The following is an 18,392-nucleotide window of genomic DNA, read 5'->3' on the forward strand; positions in this document are numbered from 1 at the left end:
AAATTGCACTAATTTTATATTAGTACTGCAAAAGACCTCGATTTATCGAGGTCTTTTTTTATACAAATTAAACTTTAGTCGCATTGTAAGTCTTGCTTATTAGCGTAACGTTGTTGTATAAAATTTAATAAAACTCTGAATGGATTATGAGCACCTTAACGCTGGTGAGATACATTGGATTTACGTTACTGCTAAACTGTTTTCTATTGCGCGCTGAAGCAATTTCACCGGCTTTTTATACATTTGACATGGACAGCGGAATTTCCCATGTTTCTGTAGCTGATATCGCAGAAGATAAATATGGTTTCATATGGTTAGCCTCACAATCAGGTATTGATAAATTTGACGGCTACACTTTTAAAAACTTTGGAATGTGGGGTGAAGACAAGTCTACGGGTTTGCAAACACTAACCGCACTTCAGGTTGAAGCAAGTACCGATGGGCAGTACATATGGATTGGAACGTTTAGCGGGTTGAGCCGCATCAACGTCGATACAGAAAAGTTTCAACATTTTGCGTTGCCCGCGTCAGAACCGTTTAATAAACAAGTCATTAACCGAATAAAGACTACCCATAACGGGCAGCTTTGGATTGTTTCTGAACGTAACTTGTACACCTACTCCCCTGCCTCTGAAAATGTGGAGCTGGTAGCCTATCTCCCCAATACAACGAGTACGCTGACAGACGTTGAACTAATTGGAAATACCGTTTACGTAACCTCTACCTCAGGTTTGTATAAACTTGATCCGTTTAAAAAATCCCTCGAACTGTTCGCTTTTGGTGACACCAACATTTCACGGCTTTTAAAAGCTGAAAAATCACGAATCTGGCTTGGCACGGCAACCCATGGAATATGTATGTTTAACCCTGACATACAAATCTCTGTCATTGCTAAAAACTGTACCTCAGAAGAGCACGGTTTGTCCGACAACTATGTGACCGATATTCTTCAGCAAAACAATGGGGATATTTGGGTCGCGACTGAGCGCGGGCTAAACATTATTGACACTCACACGCCGGACACTGTCACTCGCGTACAAATTAGTGAAAAAGATGCCGCAAATGAGCGCGTTTCTAGTCTCTATCAAACTAAAGCGGGTCTCGTGGTGGTAGGTACGAAAGATGATGGGTTCGCAATAAGCAATCCACAGCTAAGCAATTTCTTTTCAAAAGAAATTGGGGAAGGCCGAATAATTTCTTCGATTGCGAAATACAAAGATAACCAGGTGTGGGTGGCCAATGAAAAAGGGCTTTGGCTATATGACAGTACGAGTAAAAATCACCTAGGCCCCTACACGTCAAGCAATGATAAAAAAAACGATGAAGGCACCAATGACAAACTTCTCAGTGTTTTATACCAAGAAGAAAACGATACGCTTTGGGCAAGCACGAGAACGGGGCTTGCAAAGCTCAATAAACAAACCAACAAACTCGACATTGTCGCGTTTCAAGGGAAATCTGGATACACCATCAATATCGATCACGAAGGTGATATATGGTATGGGGGGTATAGCGATGGCGTATTCGTTTATCGCCCGTCAGAAGATAAAGTAGTAAGACAGTGGCCTTTGTCGTTAACAACACGAATTGTGTCTGAAGACAAGGAAACGGCGTGGTTAAGCACTGTATCTGGTTTATATATTGCAAATAAGCGTACTGGTGAATTAAAGAGTATCAGCAACTTCACTGACAAAGTTACCGATCAAACTGTAGTGACATGGATTTCGCGCTCTAAACGCGGTGGGTATTGGATTGGCACACAAGCAGCTGGGCTTTACTTCATGACTAAAGAGGGCGACAACCTCTCGTCTGTAAAAGTCACACAAATTAAACCCGAAAGCCGGCTGAGCAAAGTTTCTATAGGCGCTGTAGTCGAAGATGACGAATATGGCCTCTGGATTTCAACCATTGAAGGCATCACCTATTTAGCACCAGATTTATCTTCTCTGTCTTATTACGGTGCTGAAAATGGTGCACTTTCTACCGGATACTACATTGGCTCTGTGGCTGTAACTAAAAATAACACCATTTTATTTGGCGGAGCCGAAGGACTGACGCAGTTTACTCCTTCCCAGGTGGCTAAGGTGAAATGGTCTCCAGGTGTTCACCTAACCAACATTGAGGCTGTAAGAAAAAACGAAAGCGACGGCACGACTACTCAGCAACGCCGTAAATTGGGCAAAACAATAGAGCTAGATCATAATGACATTGCGCTTACCATAGAATTTGCCGCAACCGACTACATGAATGCAAATGAACTACAATACGCTTATAAACTTGTCGATTTCGAAAACAGCTGGCGATTAACCGATTATAAAACCCGAACGGCGACTTACACGAATTTAGATCCTGGCCGTTATCGTTTTACAGTAAAGGCAATAAATCAAGAGAATGAATGGAGCAACAACGAAGCACAGCTTGAAATAGTTGTAATACCGCCATGGTGGGATATGCCGATGTGGCGCGCGGTGATGGCGCTAGTGGGGTTGTTCTTTGTCTCGTCAATAGTATGGCTTCGTATTGCTTCACTAAAAAAACGATCAGCAGAACTGGCATTAAAAGTAGAAGAAAAGACCAAAGACCTAGAAGAAGCCGTTGAAAAACTAACGTTACTTTCAACGCAAGATGCATTGACGGGGCTTAAAAACCGACGCTACTTTACCCAACGTGCAAAAGCAGCATGGCAGGAATACCAGCGCCACAATCACACGTTTTCACTACTCATAGTTGATATAGATTTCTTCAAACGAATTAATGATGAGTATGGCCATCATGTGGGTGACATTGTGTTGGTTAAAATCGCAAGAATCTTGGAAGATAACTTAAGAGAAAGCGATGTAATTTCTCGTTGGGGCGGCGAGGAATTTCTCATTCTTTTACCATCACTTAAAGTGCAGGAAGCGTTTTGGGTTGCCGAGAAACTTCGCAAAACCATTGCAGAGCAAACCTTTGACGCACCTCCCCACTCAGTGAGCGCAACTATTACCTGTGGTGTAGCCGATATCAGAGACTATGATAGCGTGGAAGCCTGTATTCACGCCGTTGATAAGAAGCTATACATCGGCAAAGAATCTGGACGAAATGCTGTTATTAAATAAGGCCCAGCACGCCATTTAAAACCTTAAGTGGAGCGCAGAAAAAAACGCTTACACTGACCTAACCGTATTATGTCGACAATCTTCACCAGATGTATTTCATCGCAGTGATTGATCGCTTTCCCCTCTCCTGCCCTATGAATTCATGAATTCACATTATGTAAATACGAATGCAAGGAGGATAAATCATGGCAAATGTATTAGTCATTGGTGCATCGGGACAAATTGGCAAACAGGCAACCGTTAAATTGTTAGACGCAGGACACAAAGTACTGGCACCAGTAAGAAGCCCCGATAAACTGTCTGACATTCAAAACGATAACCTGACTGTTGTAGAGCAGGACCTAGAAAAGGATTTTTCGGCGCACTTCGAAGGGGTTGATGTTGCTGTATTCACCGCAGGCTCTGGTGGGAATACAGGCGCAGACAAAACCTTAATGATTGATCTCTGGGCTGCACGCAATGCGGTAAATTACGCAAAGGCGGCCGACACATCGAAATTTATCATGGTAAGTTCCATTGGAGCGGGCGACCCTGATGCGGTTTCTTCTGACATAAAGCCTTATTTAGTTGCCAAGCACATGGCTGATGAGCACCTTATCAACAGTGGGTTACATCATGCCATTTTAAGACCTGGCACACTGTTAAATGAACCTGGTACGCATTTAGTGCGCACAGATATGCCTAGCAACAAAGACGATGCTGTAATTCCAAGAGAGGATGTGGCAACGGCTATCGTAGAATGTGTTGCCAAGGAGAATAAAGAAAATGTGATCACTTATCTATTTAAAGGTGACACACCAATCTCTCATATTTTTTAATTCGTCTATCGCTATGTGTATGCGTTTAGTGAGATTTGAAAATTAATAGTGGATGCAAAACGTTGCACTAGATGATTGTTATTTTTTTAAGACCCGCTCGCGCCCTGATTAATTGTGATGAACTATAAGGGCAAAGCGAGCGGGCTTCTCTTTTTTGACGACACTTTGTACCCATGAATATCGTTAATGCTATTAAAGCCTGAGAGGCTTACGGAATTAACGACTGACAGACCCAATTGCCGTTTTCGTCTTTTTGATGCCACTCACGATTTTGTGGATTCCCTCTCAGGTTTAAATAATCTACGCCTTCAATTTTAAAGAGAATAGTACAGAAATGAGATGGCACCTGATCGAAGTCTCCTTCCACTTGCAACGCTGAACTGTCTTGTCTTGGCGTGCCGGGTTCCCCCCACAAAAACTGTTTTTTTCCAGCATCAGACAGCTTATTCCACTGGTGCGATACTAAATCAGCGTCCTGTACAGCCGTAATTAAGGTAGCTATACAAGAGAAGCGGTACTGCTCTCTGGTTTTTGAAAAATACCAGCAAGCTTGAGCATTAGGTTTTTGCCCTAGTTGTGCGAATTTTTCAGAGCGGGTATCTGAAATTACAATCAATTGGTTGTCGTCAGTAATACCTCTAAATACCACGGTTCGGCAATGGGGAACGCCGTCACTGTCTACTGTAGCCAGCTGAAAATAACGACTTTCAGGCATATTTCGGGTTTGATGCAAACTCTTGGTCAATCCTTGTCGCCATTGGGGCATGCGCACCTCCGCGTGCTTAATCGCTAATTATTTGCGGCCTGCCGCTAGCTATTTAGCGGCAAGAGAAAACAATGAATAAAAATTACGGGTGGTAATTTCGGCCAACTCCTTTACCGACACACCCTTTAACTCGGCAATGAACTCGGCCACTTCAACCACATAACCGGGCTGGTTCTGCTTCCCCCGATGAGGTACTGGCGCGAGCCATGGTGAATCGGTTTCAATCAGTAAACGCTCTAATGGAATAGCTTTAACAACCTCGCGTAACTCATCTGCCGAATTAAAGGTAACAATGCCAGAAATTGAAATATAAAAATCCATTTCAATGGCGGCCTGCGCCATTTCAAGCGATTCGGTAAAGCAATGCAGCACACCTTTTGTATGCGGTGCTTTGTGCTCGCGCAGTAAATTAATTGTGTCTTCTCGTGCATCACGCGTGTGAATTATTAGCGGCTTATTGGTTTCGTTGGCCACTTTAATATGGTCGACAAATGATGTTAACTGAACATCCTTGCTTTCTGGGCTGTAAAAATAGTCAAGGCCAGTTTCACCTATTGCAACCACTTCTTTACGCTGCGCTTTCTCTAGAAGCTCGTCGTAGCTACACGCCTCGTCTTGATGTAATGGATGCACGCCACACGACACCGAAACGTCGTCAAAGCTTCCTACTGCATCGAGCATTCTGTCGTAATCGCTGACAGATACACAAACACACAGGAAGTGCTCTACGCCCCGCGCTCTTGCAAAATTTAATGTTTCAGCCAGCTCTTCTGGCCCTTGCTTTAGTCGGTCTAAGTGACAATGAGAATCTACGAACAAACTACACCTGTTTATATTGAAACTAACAGACTGCGAGGTTGGTGGTTAGCGCAACCTGAATCTATTAGCGTTGAAACTGTTTTAGTAACCCAAAAAGAACCATAGACTTATTCACACCGGCATGTTGAAGTGTTTTAACTGCTTCAACGCAGGCCAAATAGCGTGAATAATCTGTACCTTGCTGACGTTTGATGTATTCGTCATGGGCCATTTGCTGACACCACAATGCAACTTGCTGTGCATTGTCTTGCCATTTGTTTGCAAGTGTTTGAACTTGCATTTTCGCATCACCCGCCAAGAGTGCCTGCATGCCATCGCTAAAACCGCGATAGCTTATATCCTCTTCACCAGACAGCGCTTCTTCAACGCGAAGTGGCGCATAGCCGTAAGCGGCGAGCAGCGCTTCACTTGCATCTTCTACGCCTTTGGCGCTTAAGTAGTTCAAACTGTCTGATACTGACGGTAACGTAAGTATTTGCCGCTCACATCGACTTAGAATGGTCGGCATGATCTTGTTAATGCTGTCAGTAATAAGTAGCAAGAACGTATTATTTGTGGGCTCTTCTAACGTTTTCAACAGAGCATTCGCAGCCGCTTCTGTCATGGTATCGGCCCGAGGGATCAGCAGCACCTTGTTCCCTCCCATTTGCGCAGTTCCAGACAGCTTCGCTATACCTTCGCGAATTTTATCTACGCCTAACTGCTTTTCACTTTCAAGAATATGAAAGTCTGGATGGTTTCCTGCCAGTCTTAAATGGCAGCTTTGGCACTGCCCACATGGCCCTTCAACACTTGGATGTTTGCACAAAAGAGTATGGCTAAGCCCCAACGCAAGTTGGTTTTTACCAATACCCTTAGGCCCCGTTAACAGTAAACCGTGGTGCAGTTTTTTTTCTAGATAACGAGAAACCAGCGTTGTGTAAGTGGCAGTAAACCAGGGCAACACTTGCATTAATTATTCCCTTGAGACTCGTGGCCTTGTGTAAGTGTATTACTGTGATTGTTAACGTAATCATTGATGATTGCGACAACGTCTTGATGAACCTTTTCCATGGGCTGCATTGCGCTAATTACGACAATACGCTCGTCTTTCGCTGCGAGTGATAGATATTTCGCTCGGGTGCGCTCAAAAAACGCAAGCCCAGCTTGCTCGATACGGTCTAGCTCTCCGCGTCCGCGCGCTCGTTCTAACCCGACAGCGGGCTCAACATCTAAATACACGGTTAAATCGGGTTTGAACCCTTTTAACGCGATATCACTGATAGCGGTCATTGTTTTTTCGCTCACACCACGACCGCCGCCTTGATAGGCCTGAGACGATAAGTCGTGTCTATCTCCTACCACCCATGCGCCTGAATCTAGGGAAGGAAAAATTTTATTGGTAAGTAGCTGAACTCTGGCAGCGTACATAAGTAATAACTCGGTTTCTTCGCTTACCGTTTCGTCCCAGTCGTGCTTTACACATTCACGAATGGCTTCTGCCATAGGTGTACCGCCTGGCTCTCGAGTTTGCTCTACGCGTTTGCCGGCATTTTTCAGAGATTCCACGATTAGCCCTATTACAGAGCTTTTTCCCGCTCCTTCAAGGCCTTCTACTACAATAAACTTTCCGCGCATTACTTTTAAACTCTATTCATTTTTTACTTTATCTGTGCAGAGATACTTATTCTTCCTGCACGTTTATCGTTTTAATTGGTATTTTCGCACAGCTGCGTTGTGGTCAGCTAGTGTTGAGGAAAACTGATGACTGCCATCACCCCTCGCAACAAAATACAACGCATCGGTTGCAAGTGGATGCAGCGCTGCCTTTATCGCAGCCTTTCCGGCCATTGCTATAGGCGTTGGCGGCAACCCTTTAATCACGTATGTATTATACGGTGTTGCTGTGCGCAAGTGCTTACGCGTGATGTTGCCATCAAATGAGGGTCCAATGCCGTAAATTACAGTAGGATCGGTTTGAAGGCGCATATTTTTGTTTAACCTGTTTACAAACACCCCCGCAATCATGTCTCGCTCTTCGGGCACAGCCGTCTCTTTTTCGATTATACTGGCCAAAATAAGTGCTTCGTACGGTGAGGCTAGCGGCAAGTCAATGGCGCGTTCTTCCCACTCACTCGATACAAAATCAACTAGCGCACGGTGGGCTCGTTTCAGTACCTCACTCGCTTTTGTCCCTAGAGTAAAAAAGTACGTATCTGCTAAATAAACGCCTTCTGTTTGCTGCATAATATTGCAACACCATTCTACGCCGTTATCTTGCGTGAGCTGACCTAAAACTTCTTCGTCTAAATCAAACACTAAATCGCTGTTTTGACGGAGTGTTTCAACCCATTGCTTAAGCGTAAGTCCTTCAACTAAACTTACGGCGAACAGGTGCTCCTCACCTTGCGTAAAGAGTGCAAACGCATCAACCATCGATTGACCAGGGCGTAACATATATGTGCCAGATTTAACCGATGTGCTACCCGCAAAAAACTTAAGCCACACTTTTGCAATAAACGGTGGCACATCACTCATACCAGTTTTACGCAAGTGCTTAACTGTCCTGTACGCATTGCTTCCCTTATCGATGGTAAACAACATCTCGGTTTCTAGTTTAAGCGGAGTCGTCACCTTCTCAGATACGTAAATTACGCCCGACGCTGCACCAATAACAGCAAGTAAAACCAGCGAGATTAAGACAACAATCAATCGCTTCATGCGTGAACTTCTCCGTTTTGCATTATTTTTAAATCCATTCTTTTTCTTTATGACAGTTTCTTTCGTCGTTAACGGGCTGTTTATAAGGTAAGTCCGCTAAGGACCGCTTCTCTCAAACGTGAATATTTGTGTCTTTAACTATGCCAGGTTTAGGTAGCCTTAACTTTAGCGAGCCGCGTTTTTAAAGCGTCAATAAGGCAGCTTTGCACTTCAAAGTTAACCACCGAAAAATCGGGCATGCGTAATTGCTTTACCGGCATCACACCCATTAAGGCATTCGTTATCACCACTGCACGCGCATTATGCAAATGTGAAAGATCATATTCACCAACCTGAAGCTCTTGGTTATCGTTTAACAGGGAATCGATAAGACACTGTCTTACAACGCCGTTCACCCCACTTCCTTTCAAGGAGGGGGTATACCACCTATCATTTGAATAAAAGAAAATATTACCTGCACTTGCTTCAACGACGTTGTCATAAGTATCGCAAACAATGGCATCGTCAAATTTGGCTTCATCAATCTCGTGTTTTACTAAAACTTGCTCTAACCTGTTCATGTGCTTTACGCCAGCAAGCATTGGCTGGATAGCTAAACGTGTTTGTGCGCAAATTAAAGATACCCCTTCGGTCACCATCGCATCATAATGAGCAGGATAAGGATGATTACTCAATCTTACTAACGCCTCACTGTCACTACTTCTTGCATACCCTCTTCCCGCTTGACCGCCGGAAATATGCACTTTCAGTACGTATTTTGAAAGAGCAGCGTTACTTGAGGTTTTGGCGAATGTATCGATGTACTGATTTATCGCCGACTCAAGAGCAAAGGTATCTATCTTGAGTTTTATTGCAGTGGCATCGTGCTCTAATCGAGAGAGGTGGTACAAGAACAATTCTGGCTTGTGGTTGTGTACCAAGATAGTGGTAAATACACCGTCACCATAATTGAACGCCCTATCACTAGATGAAATAGGCGTAGCGCTAGGAATTATTCTCACTGCCTACTCTTTTTCGTCATTATTTCGTAAGGGGGAGTATACCAACTTGCGATGGTCAGACAACTTATAGCTTATCTGATATTGACCAAGCACTCGTTATTCCAAGGCTAAACAAAAAAGGCAGCGTTGAGCTGCCTTTGGATAAAAGTGATTTTCACATTAAGTGAGCGTTAAATACGCTTGAAGATTAAAGAGCCGTTTGTGCCGCCGAACCCAAATGAGTTACACAGTGCATAGTCTTCGTTGAATGCTTTCGCTTTGTTTGCAACAAAGTCTAAGTCACAACCTTCACCCGGCTCATCTAAATTGATGGTCGGTGGTGCCATTTTGTCACGTAGTGCCAAAATAGTGAAAATCGCTTCAACTGAACCTGCAGCACCTAGCAAGTGACCTGTCATCGACTTGGTAGAGCTAACTAGCAGATTATAAGCGTGTTCGTTAAATACGCGCTTCACTGCAGCTACTTCAGCAATATCACCAGCAGGAGTTGAAGTACCATGGGCGTTAACATAACCAATTTCATTGGCGTTAACTTTGGCGTCGTTAATCGCGTTTTGCATTGAAGCCGCTGCGCCCTCTCCATCTTCTGGTGGAGAAGTCATGTGGTATGCATCACCGCTCATACCAAAGCCAACAAGCTCGGCGTAAATGGTAGCACCACGTGCTTTTGCTGATTCATATTCTTCAAGCATTACCACACCAGCGCCCTCACCCATGACAAAACCATCTCGGTCTTTATCCCATGGACGGCTTGCTGCTTGCGGATCGTCATTACGAGATGACAACGCGCGTGCTGCGGCAAAACCAGCCATACCAAGAGGAGTAATTGACGCTTCAGCGCCGCCTGCTAGCATGGCATCTGCATCACCGTAAGCAATAGTTCTTGCGGCAATACCGATGTTGTGAACGCCTGTTGTACATGCGGTCACAACGTTTAAATTTGGTCCTTTCAACCCTTCCATGATAGACAAAAAGCCCGAAATCATGTTGGTAATGGTTGATGGTACAAAAAATGGCGACACGCGCTTAGGGCCGCTATTTGTCAGCTTTAAGTGGTTTTGTTCAATTTGTTCTAAACCACCAATGCCTGAACCAATAGCCACACCTACTCGGTGAGCATTATCTTGTGAAATAGTTAAACCAGAATCGACCAAGGCTTGTTTGCCTGCTGCTATACCCAGCTGGATAAAGCGGTCCATTTTTTTGGTTTCTTTCTTTTCAATGTATTCCTGCGGATCAAAGTCGTTAATTTGACCTGCAAAACGGGTTGAATAGTTACTGCAATCAAAATGGGTGATTTCACCGATGCCGCTCTCGCCCGCGAGCAATTTGCGCCATGTGTCTTCGCTATTAAGACCCAATGGTGAAAGCATTCCAAGACCAGTAACCACTACGCGACGTTTTGTCACAAAAAGTCCTCGCTTTGGAACTAAGGTAGGAGAAACAAAAACGGCTCCTTGAAGAGCCGTTTTGTCGCTACTTAAGACTTAAGCGTCTTTGTTAGCGTTGATGTAGTCAATTGCAGACTGAACAGTAGTAATTTTTTCTGCTTCTTCGTCAGGAATTTCAGTATCAAATTCTTCTTCCAAAGCCATTACTAGCTCAACAGTGTCAAGTGAATCAGCGCCTAAATCGTCAACGAATGAAGCTTCTGCTTTTACTTCTTCTTCTTTCACGCCAAGTTGTTCAACGATGATTTTCTTAACGCGTTCTTCAATGTTACTCATAATTCTAGGTTTCCCTTAAACGTCACTAGATAATAAAAGTGCCGCTAGTTTATTTTGCAAGGTGCGTCCTTGCAAGCACCAGTTCAAACAAATTTTCTGGTCAAACCAGCGGCATTCGAAATTCGTAAAATACTATTTTTACATTCAAGTTCGGGTAAATACCACCCCAAACTAAGGAAAATTCGCAATTTTTGCGAATTTAACCCATATACATACCACCATTTACATGGATAGTTTCGCCTGTAATGTAGGCTGCACCATCGCTCACTAAAAAGGCAACGGTGGCTGCAATTTCATCAGGCTCGCCTAAACGGTTTGCCGGAATGTCTTTAAAAATGGCGTCTTTTTGGTCATCGCTAAGCGCCTTGGTCATATCGGTATCGATAAAGCCCGGTGCAACTACGTTGATTGTGATACCTCGAGAGGCCACTTCTCGAGCCATAGATTTAGAAAAACCAATAACCCCCGCTTTCGCCGCAGCATAGTTTGCTTGTCCAGCATTACCTGCACTGCCCACCACAGAACCAATATTTACAATACGACCAAAACGCTTCTTCATCATACCGCGAAGTACTGCTTTTGACAGTGTGAAAATCGACGTTAAGTTGGTGTCGATTATATCTTGCCACTCGTCATCTTTCATGCGCATTAGCAAATTATCGCGTGTGATACCTGCATTATTAACCAAAATATCGATACCACCGAAAGCTTCATTAATCGCTTTTAATGTGGCATCTACACTGTCTTTATCTGTAACATTTAGCGCAAAGCCCTTGCCGCCAAATTCAGAAAGATAATCACTGATCGCTTGTGCTCCATTGTCACTGGTTGCAGTGCCAATAACCGTTGCGCCTTGCTGAGCAAGCTGCATTGCTATCGCTTTGCCTATACCTCGGCTTGCGCCAGTAACAAGCGCAATTTTACCGTCTAATTGACTCATTGCGTTTCCTTATTGTTTTATTGCTTCAACACCATCAGGTGTGTTAACTGCAAGAGACACTAGGCTCTTATCAATACGTTTGTTCAATCCGGTAAGTACTTTACCAGGGCCTACTTCAATAACGCGCTCAACGCCTGCTGCCGCCAAGTATTCAACGGTACGCGTCCACTGAACTGGGCAATAAAGCTGTCTTACTAACGCGTTCTTGATGGCATCACCTTGAGTTTCAATGGTGACATCAACATTGTTCACAATATTGATTGCAGGCTCATTAACGTTCAATGACGATAGTGCGTCTTCTAGCTTGTCAGCTGCTGGACGCATTAACTCGCAGTGTGATGGAACACTTACTGCGAGAGGCAGTGCTCGCTTAGCACCTGCTTCTTTACAAGCGTTTGCGGCTTGCTCGGCTGCGTTCTTTTCTCCAGCAATAACCACTTGGCCTGGAGAATTAAAGTTTACTGGCGCAACAACGTCCCCGGTAGCAATTGCAGTTTGCTGACAGATATCAGCAATTGCAGCATCATCTAGTCCAATGATGGCATACATGGCACCGGCGCCTGCTGGTACAGCTTCTTGCATATATTTACCACGGGCTTCTACAAGCTTAATGGCATCAGCAAAATCCATTGCGCCGCCACATACTAATGCTGAGTACTCACCAAGGCTATGACCTGCTAAGTAATCTACATCTATGCCCTGCTCGCGAATAACACGCCAAATTGCAACACTAGCAGCTAGTAGCGCTGGCTGAGTGATATGCGTTTCATTCAGTTTACCGTCTGCATCGTTTTGGACTAAATCCCAAAGGTCATAACCTAGTGCGTCAGACGCTTCTTTGAACGTCGCTTCGATAATAGGAGAAGTCTCAGCGAGCTCTTTAAGCATGCCAACAGATTGAGAACCTTGCCCTGGAAATACACAGGCTGTCTTTGTCATGTCGATTCCTTATTATTTTTAATGTACTAGAAACGAGAAAACGTCGAAGATTGAATGCGTTTTGCAAGCTTAATAGCGCACAAGCGCTGATGCCCATGCAAATCCGCCTCCGAACGCTTCTAGTAATAAATGCTGCCCGCGCTGTATACGCCCGTCTCTGATAGCCGTATCTAGCGCTGTAGGTACGGTGGCTGCAGATGTATTGCCGTACTGCTCTAATGTAAGCACAACTTGATCTAGGGACATATTCAGCTTTTTGGCTGTGGCTTTAATAATTCTAAAGTTTGCTTGGTGTGGTACCAGCCAGTCAAGATCAGATTTTTGCATACCGTTTGCAGCAAGGGTCTGTTCAACCACTTCTGAAAGCTTGGTCACTGCCACCTTAAACACTTCATTACCACGCATAACACCCCAGTTCTCGTGAACGGATTGTTCGTCACCACGAGTTGGGTTGCCCACGTATAATAGATCACCGTACGAGCCCGCCGCGTGAATATGCGTAGAAAGAATACCTGGCTCGTCACTGGCTTCTATGATAGTTGCACCAGCAGCATCTCCAAAGAGTATAACCATGGTTCTGTCTGCTGGGTCTATCAAACGGCTCAAACAGTCGGTACCTACTACCAGAATGCGTTTCGCCATCCCCGATTTTATGTATTGGTCGGCAACGCTTAATGCGTAACAATAACCCGCACATGCGGCTGCAACATCAAATGCAGGGATGCCGTCTAAATCGAGAATACGTTGGATTTCACATGCTGTGCTTGGAAGCGCATAGCGACCACTTGTGGTAGCGCACACAATCATGTCAATTGATTTTGGGTCTATACCTGCCATCTCAATGGCTTTTTTGCTGGCTTCTGCCCCCATGGTAGCAGCGGTTTCATCTGCTCCAATAATACGTCGCTCTTTTATCCCGGTACGGTCAGTGATCCAATCGTCACTGGTGTCTACCATTTGCTCTAGATCTGCGTTCGTACGCACGTCGCTGGGATAATAGCTACCTGTTCCTATAAAGCGTGAATATTTGCTCAAAGCTGCTCCAACAATACCGTTTCTATCTTTGTCTTTATCTTTTCAGGTAAATGCATCTTTGCTTCTTTCATTGCTTGCACGATGGCGTAATAAAAGGCGTCTTTTTGTGCATTTCCATGACTCTTGATAACAATGCCGCGCAATCCTATCAGACTCGCACCGTTATACTGGTCGGGGTTCACGCTGTTATAGATAGATTTCAGTAATGGGAAGGCAATTTTTGCCAATAATCGGGTGTAAAAGTTCTTCTGTGACTGGCGTTTTACTTCGTTTATCACTAACTTAGCCAGCCCTTCGCTCGATTTAAGCGCTACATTTCCGGTAAAACCGTCCGTTACCACTACATCGGCATGATCGGTGAAAATGTCATCACCCTCTACATAACCAATATAATTAATACCTGGCGCATCTTTAAAAAGCTGGTCAGCAGATTTTACTTGCGCGTTTCCTTTGATGTCTTCTTCACCCACGTTGAGCAAAGCGACACGTGGCGATTCAATCCCGGCCACTTCTTGAGCAAGCACTGATCCCATAACACCGTATTGGAAGAGTATTTCAGGGGTACAGTTAACATTTGCGCCCAAGTCCAGCAGGAATACATTATGGTGCCCTGTTGTCGGCATCATATTAATAAGTGCGGGCCTATCAATGCCAGATAGGGTTTTAAGCAAATAGAAAGAAAGGGTAAGCAGCGCTCCAGTGTTTCCTGCACTAACGCATGCATTCGCTTCGCCGCTTTCGACAAGTTCGATAACGCGACGCATAGAAGAGTCTTTTTTATGTCGTAATGCAGATGTTGGGGCTTCGCCCATTTCAACTACTTGTGAACAATGCTCAATCGTAACGCGTGTGCGCTCTGCATCAGTAAGAGGTTGAATACCTGCTTTGATAGTGTCTTCGTCACCGCACAACGTAAAATGCACATCGGGGTGAAGTTGGATAGCCTTTACGGCTGCGGAAAGGATAACAGGGGGACCATGATCGCCCCCCATGATATCTAACGCGATGGTTAGTTTAGACAAAATGTAGTCGCCGTATTACGCGCCGATTACTTTCTTGCCTTTGTAATAACCGTCAGCGGTCACGTGGTGACGACGGTGAGTTTCGCCCGACGTTGAATCGACAGACAAAGTCGCGCCTGTCAATGCATCGTGTGAGCGACGCATACCGCGCTTAGAACGCGTTTTACGATTTTGTTGTACTGCCATAACTTACTCCTGGTCTCGCTTAAGTTCTTTCAAAACCGCGAAAGGGTTTTGTCGCTCTTGTTCCGGTTCAATCTTTCCAAACGACATATCGTCTTGCTTCACTGTACACTCCGACTCTGCATGAAGGGGCACAATTGGCAAAGATAACAGTAGCTCGTCTTCAAAAATTTGAAGCAGATTAACTTCTCCGTGGTCGTTGACCTCTACCGGTTCGTAAGCCTCGGGAATGATGTCATCGCTTTCCTGCTCTTCTCCCTGCACTGGAGTAAAACAGAATTCCGCTTCCACGGGATAATCGAGTTCACCATTACACCTTTGACAGATAAGTGTTACCTGCGTGGCTAAGCGGCCTTGAAAGACAGTAAGACCCTGCGCGTCTTTTTCAAACTGTACTTCTGCGTCCACATAGTCGTTGCATCGGACAACTGCTTCACTCAATCGTTCCATATCTTTAGACGCAATCACGCCCCGATAATCGGAACGTTTCATGGCACTTTTAGTCGGTTCAACCGAATGAGGGAGTTTCACTTTCTGCATAGGGCGCGCATGATATAGGGTCAACCCCTTCCTGTCAAAGCAAAATTGCGTTTAGAGCGCAATAAAAGACTGTATGTCTGTTATGGTGATAATGTAACATGCCTTATAAATCGCTTCATCGCAACATATTGATTTTACTAAAAGGAGTATTTGTGGCTCACCTTATCCTCGCTTCATCATCACAATACCGAAAAATGCTGCTTGCTAACATTGGAATACAAGTGGATACGCACGCCCCTGACATTGACGAAACGCCCCTGGAAAATGAAAGTCCTACGGCATTAAGTCTACGCCTAGCCGAACAAAAGGCACGTAAAGTTGCCGATGAATTAGAAAGTGTAACTAACAGCCCAATTATTATAGGCAGTGATCAAGTTGCGTTGGTGCAAACAGTAAGTGGTCCACAATTTTTAGGCAAACCAGATACATCTGAAAATGCGGTTAAGCAGCTTATGTCATGCCAAGGTAAGCAGGTTTCATTTTTTACCGCACTGTGTCTTCATCAACCTAGCACCAACACGACCATTACACAGGTGGATGAAACCCGAGTCATTTTTAGACATAACAGTGAAACAGCCATTCGCGCCTATGTGGAAAAAGAACAGCCTCTCGATTGCGCAGGTAGTTTCAAAAGCGAAGGCTTAGGTGTATTGCTGTTTGATAAAATAGAAAGCCGCGACCCTAACAGTTTAATTGGTCTTCCTATTATGCTGCTAAATGAATTATTGGACGCGCATTTTGATGTAGATTTATTAGCGATGGCAGCGCAGAAGAATAGCTGATTTATTTAAAACAGCGCTATGTAAATAGCGCTGTTTCTAGCTCACTAATGGAGTGAACTAGGGCTACTGGAGACAACGCCTCTAAATGAACCTGCGCATGCACGCCGTATGACACCCCTATTCTATCCATACCAATTGTTTTCGCCATTTGCATGTCGTAAGTTGTATCACCAATCATTACAGCATCTTCTATACCTATGCCAAGCTCATCTAGAAGCTGAAGCAACATGTCGGACGAGGGCTTAGACTCAGCCTCATCGGCTGTTCGAGATGCGCTAAAAAAATGACCCGTACCAGTTTGCTTCCATGCACGGTCAAGTCCGCGACGCGCCTTTCCGGTAGCCACGGCTAGGGTGCAACCTGCCTCTTTCAAATTACTCAGCAACTGGTTAACACCCTCAAATAAAGGGCATGGTGTTGTGTCACTGGTTACGAACGCCTCTTTATACGCTTGAACTAAACGCTCGGCCAATTCGTCATCTTGAATTTTAAAGAGCTGCTTAATAGCAGGCTTTAAACTAATTCCGATGATATGACCCACTTCTTCGTAGGTTGGAATTGGCATCGCACATTGTTTTGCTGCAATCTGCATGCAGCTAACAATTTTGTCAGCTGAGTCCATCAGGGTGCCGTCCCAATCAAAGATGACCAGCTTATAACGAGATTGCTTTTCACAAAATGAATGAGAAGGCTGCGGGTTGGCAGCCTGATTGTCTGAATTCATAACTTATAGTGCTTTAAGTGTATTAGAGAGAGCGTCATCCAAAGGCGCGGTAAATGTTACGCGTTCTTCGGTTGCCGGATGCAGCAGTGAAATACTGCGAGCGTGAAGAAACAGTCTGTTTAGCCCTTTTTGGCGCATTGACGCATCAAAATCCGCATCACCGTATTTTGGGTCGCAAGCAATAGGATGACCTGCATGCAAACAGTGAACGCGAATTTGGTGGGTTCTACCGGTAATTGGTGACGCTTCAACCAAAGTTGCTCCCGCATACTCTTCTAATATGCGATAGCGAGTTTCCGATGGTTTACCATCGTCACTAACACTTACCATTCGCTCGCCGGACTGAAGCACATTTTTACGAAGCGGCGCCTTCACTTTGAATCGGCTCTTAGGCCACTCACCTGCAACCAGCGCATTATATCGTTTGTCCATCTTGCCAGTACGAAGTTGTTCATGCATATGACGAAGTGCGGAGCGTTTCTTAGCAATTAAAATACAACCCGAGGTGTCGCGGTCAAGACGATGTACCAGCTCCATAAATTTGGCTTCTGGGCGTAAAGCTCTTAAGCCCTCGATTAACCCAAAGCTTAAGCCACTACCGCCGTGAACGGCCATTCCCGATGGCTTATTTATAACGAGAATACGATCGTCTTCAAACAAAATATGTGACTCTAATGAAGCGATCTTATCGAGCTTAGGCGATGGCGCAGGCGCACCTTCCGATACACGGACAGGTGGTATTCTAATTAAGTCATCGGCTTGTAACTTGTACTCAGGCTTAACACGACCTTTGTTCACTCGCACTTCACCTTTGCGCAAAATGCGATAAATCATGCTTTTCGGCACACCTTTTAGCTGAGTGCGTAAAAAATTATCGATACGTTGACCAGCCAAGTCGGCTTCAACCGTTACAAAACGAACTTTTTTGGGGGCTTCTTCTTTCATGGGCGCATTATACCTTAATGCAAACACCCCACCATACTGAAACTTACGTTTTACTGAAATATTTCGCACTTATGTAGCTATGCGAGGGTCAAGTCAACCGGCATTAGCGCACAGTTTTTAGACAAGACGAGTATTTTCCTTATTTAAGTACTCAATTAATACGAATTATTCATTCGCTTTCCTTGCTAAAATTCAAGTTTTAATGCGATAATTATCGATGTTTTTGACACGGTTAAATTCACGTAAAACTAAAGGTGTGGAACAGGCATTACGTTGCCGCACTTTAACAATGTGAAACGCAGCGTTATAAAAACAACAACAAGACCGAAAATCAGCACGCGCTAAAAGCGTGT

General features: G+C 44.5%; 19 protein-coding genes. 3 read left to right on the top strand and 16 right to left on the bottom strand.

Annotation, left to right across the window (positions count from 1 at the left end; all coding sequences use genetic code 11):
* The first annotated feature begins 146 nt into the window (after positions 1-146).
* Positions 147-3,098, top strand: coding sequence for a ligand-binding sensor domain-containing diguanylate cyclase (locus ACHUFN_RS01720; protein WP_394220598.1), 2,952 nt, complete (start codon positions 147-149; stop codon positions 3,096-3,098).
* A 185-nt stretch (positions 3,099-3,283) separates the two neighbouring features.
* Positions 3,284-3,916 carry an SDR family oxidoreductase gene (locus ACHUFN_RS01725; RefSeq protein WP_394220599.1) on the top strand — a complete coding sequence of 211 codons (633 nt, stop codon included), beginning with the start codon at positions 3,284-3,286 and terminating at the stop codon, positions 3,914-3,916.
* A 208-nt stretch (positions 3,917-4,124) separates the two neighbouring features.
* Here the strand turns inward: ACHUFN_RS01725 and ACHUFN_RS01730 are convergent, their stop codons facing one another.
* The 14 genes from ACHUFN_RS01730 to yceD form a co-directional block, all read right to left on the bottom strand.
* Positions 4,125-4,682, bottom strand: a complete 558-nt coding sequence (locus ACHUFN_RS01730) for a pyridoxamine 5'-phosphate oxidase family protein (RefSeq protein WP_394220600.1) — start codon at positions 4,680-4,682, stop codon at positions 4,125-4,127.
* 48 nt (positions 4,683-4,730) lie between these two features.
* Entirely contained in the window at positions 4,731-5,501 is a 771-nt protein-coding gene (locus ACHUFN_RS01735; protein ID WP_394220601.1) for a TatD family hydrolase, read from the bottom strand.
* A gap of 64 nt (positions 5,502-5,565) precedes the next feature.
* Positions 5,566-6,453 (bottom strand): DNA polymerase III subunit delta', encoded by an 888-nt coding sequence (gene holB, locus ACHUFN_RS01740; RefSeq protein ID WP_394220602.1) that lies wholly within the window; start codon positions 6,451-6,453, stop codon positions 5,566-5,568.
* Positions 6,453-7,118 carry a dTMP kinase gene (gene tmk, locus ACHUFN_RS01745; RefSeq protein WP_394220603.1) on the bottom strand — a complete coding sequence of 222 codons (666 nt, stop codon included), beginning with the start codon at positions 7,116-7,118 and terminating at the stop codon, positions 6,453-6,455. Before tmk ends, holB begins: the two co-directional genes overlap by 1 nt.
* Positions 7,119-7,181: 63 nt before the next feature.
* The gene (gene mltG / locus ACHUFN_RS01750) at positions 7,182-8,201 is read right to left on the bottom strand and encodes an endolytic transglycosylase MltG (protein WP_394220604.1); all 1,020 of its coding nucleotides are present in this window, start codon (positions 8,199-8,201) and stop codon (positions 7,182-7,184) included.
* 149 nt (positions 8,202-8,350) lie between these two features.
* Entirely contained in the window at positions 8,351-9,202 is an 852-nt protein-coding gene (gene pabC / locus ACHUFN_RS01755; protein WP_394220605.1) for an aminodeoxychorismate lyase, read from the bottom strand.
* A 170-nt stretch (positions 9,203-9,372) separates the two neighbouring features.
* A complete protein-coding gene (gene fabF, locus ACHUFN_RS01760; RefSeq protein ID WP_394220606.1) occupies positions 9,373-10,611 on the bottom strand; it encodes a beta-ketoacyl-ACP synthase II in 1,239 nt (412 codons plus the stop codon).
* 78 nt (positions 10,612-10,689) lie between these two features.
* Entirely contained in the window at positions 10,690-10,929 is a 240-nt protein-coding gene (gene acpP, locus ACHUFN_RS01765; RefSeq protein WP_012518211.1) for an acyl carrier protein, read from the bottom strand.
* Positions 10,930-11,128: 199 nt separating this feature from the next.
* Positions 11,129-11,869 carry a 3-oxoacyl-ACP reductase FabG gene (fabG, locus tag ACHUFN_RS01770; RefSeq protein WP_394220607.1) on the bottom strand — a complete coding sequence of 247 codons (741 nt, stop codon included), beginning with the start codon at positions 11,867-11,869 and terminating at the stop codon, positions 11,129-11,131.
* Between the two features lie 9 nt (positions 11,870-11,878).
* Entirely contained in the window at positions 11,879-12,808 is a 930-nt protein-coding gene (fabD, locus tag ACHUFN_RS01775; RefSeq protein ID WP_394220608.1) for an ACP S-malonyltransferase, read from the bottom strand.
* A gap of 69 nt (positions 12,809-12,877) precedes the next feature.
* The gene (locus tag ACHUFN_RS01780; protein WP_394220609.1) at positions 12,878-13,843 is read right to left on the bottom strand and encodes a beta-ketoacyl-ACP synthase III; all 966 of its coding nucleotides are present in this window, start codon (positions 13,841-13,843) and stop codon (positions 12,878-12,880) included.
* The gene (gene plsX / locus ACHUFN_RS01785) at positions 13,840-14,865 is read right to left on the bottom strand and encodes a phosphate acyltransferase PlsX (RefSeq protein ID WP_394220610.1); all 1,026 of its coding nucleotides are present in this window, start codon (positions 14,863-14,865) and stop codon (positions 13,840-13,842) included. Before plsX ends, ACHUFN_RS01780 begins: the two co-directional genes overlap by 4 nt.
* 15 nt (positions 14,866-14,880) lie before the next feature.
* Positions 14,881-15,051, bottom strand: coding sequence for a 50S ribosomal protein L32 (gene rpmF, locus ACHUFN_RS01790; protein WP_012518206.1), 171 nt, complete (start codon positions 15,049-15,051; stop codon positions 14,881-14,883).
* 3 nt (positions 15,052-15,054) lie between these two features.
* Positions 15,055-15,588, bottom strand: a complete 534-nt coding sequence (gene yceD / locus ACHUFN_RS01795; RefSeq protein ID WP_394220611.1) for a 23S rRNA accumulation protein YceD — start codon at positions 15,586-15,588, stop codon at positions 15,055-15,057.
* Between the two features lie 152 nt (positions 15,589-15,740).
* On the opposite strand from yceD, the gene ACHUFN_RS01800 reads away from it, so the two are divergent.
* Positions 15,741-16,370, top strand: coding sequence for a Maf family protein (locus ACHUFN_RS01800; protein WP_394220612.1), 630 nt, complete (start codon positions 15,741-15,743; stop codon positions 16,368-16,370).
* A gap of 16 nt (positions 16,371-16,386) precedes the next feature.
* On the opposite strand, the gene ACHUFN_RS01805 is transcribed toward ACHUFN_RS01800, so the two are convergent.
* Together ACHUFN_RS01805 and rluC are read right to left on the bottom strand one after the other, a co-directional pair.
* On the bottom strand, positions 16,387-17,094 hold the full coding sequence (locus ACHUFN_RS01805; RefSeq protein WP_394220613.1) for an HAD family hydrolase: 708 nt from the start codon (positions 17,092-17,094) through the stop codon (positions 16,387-16,389).
* A gap of 3 nt (positions 17,095-17,097) precedes the next feature.
* Positions 17,098-18,039 (bottom strand): 23S rRNA pseudouridine(955/2504/2580) synthase RluC, encoded by a 942-nt coding sequence (rluC, locus tag ACHUFN_RS01810; RefSeq protein ID WP_394220614.1) that lies wholly within the window; start codon positions 18,037-18,039, stop codon positions 17,098-17,100.
* Between the last annotated feature and the right edge of the window lie 353 nt (positions 18,040-18,392).

This window comes from Alteromonas gracilis (genome assembly GCF_043642145.1).
GTDB classification, from domain to species: domain Bacteria; phylum Pseudomonadota; class Gammaproteobacteria; order Enterobacterales; family Alteromonadaceae; genus Alteromonas; species Alteromonas gracilis_B.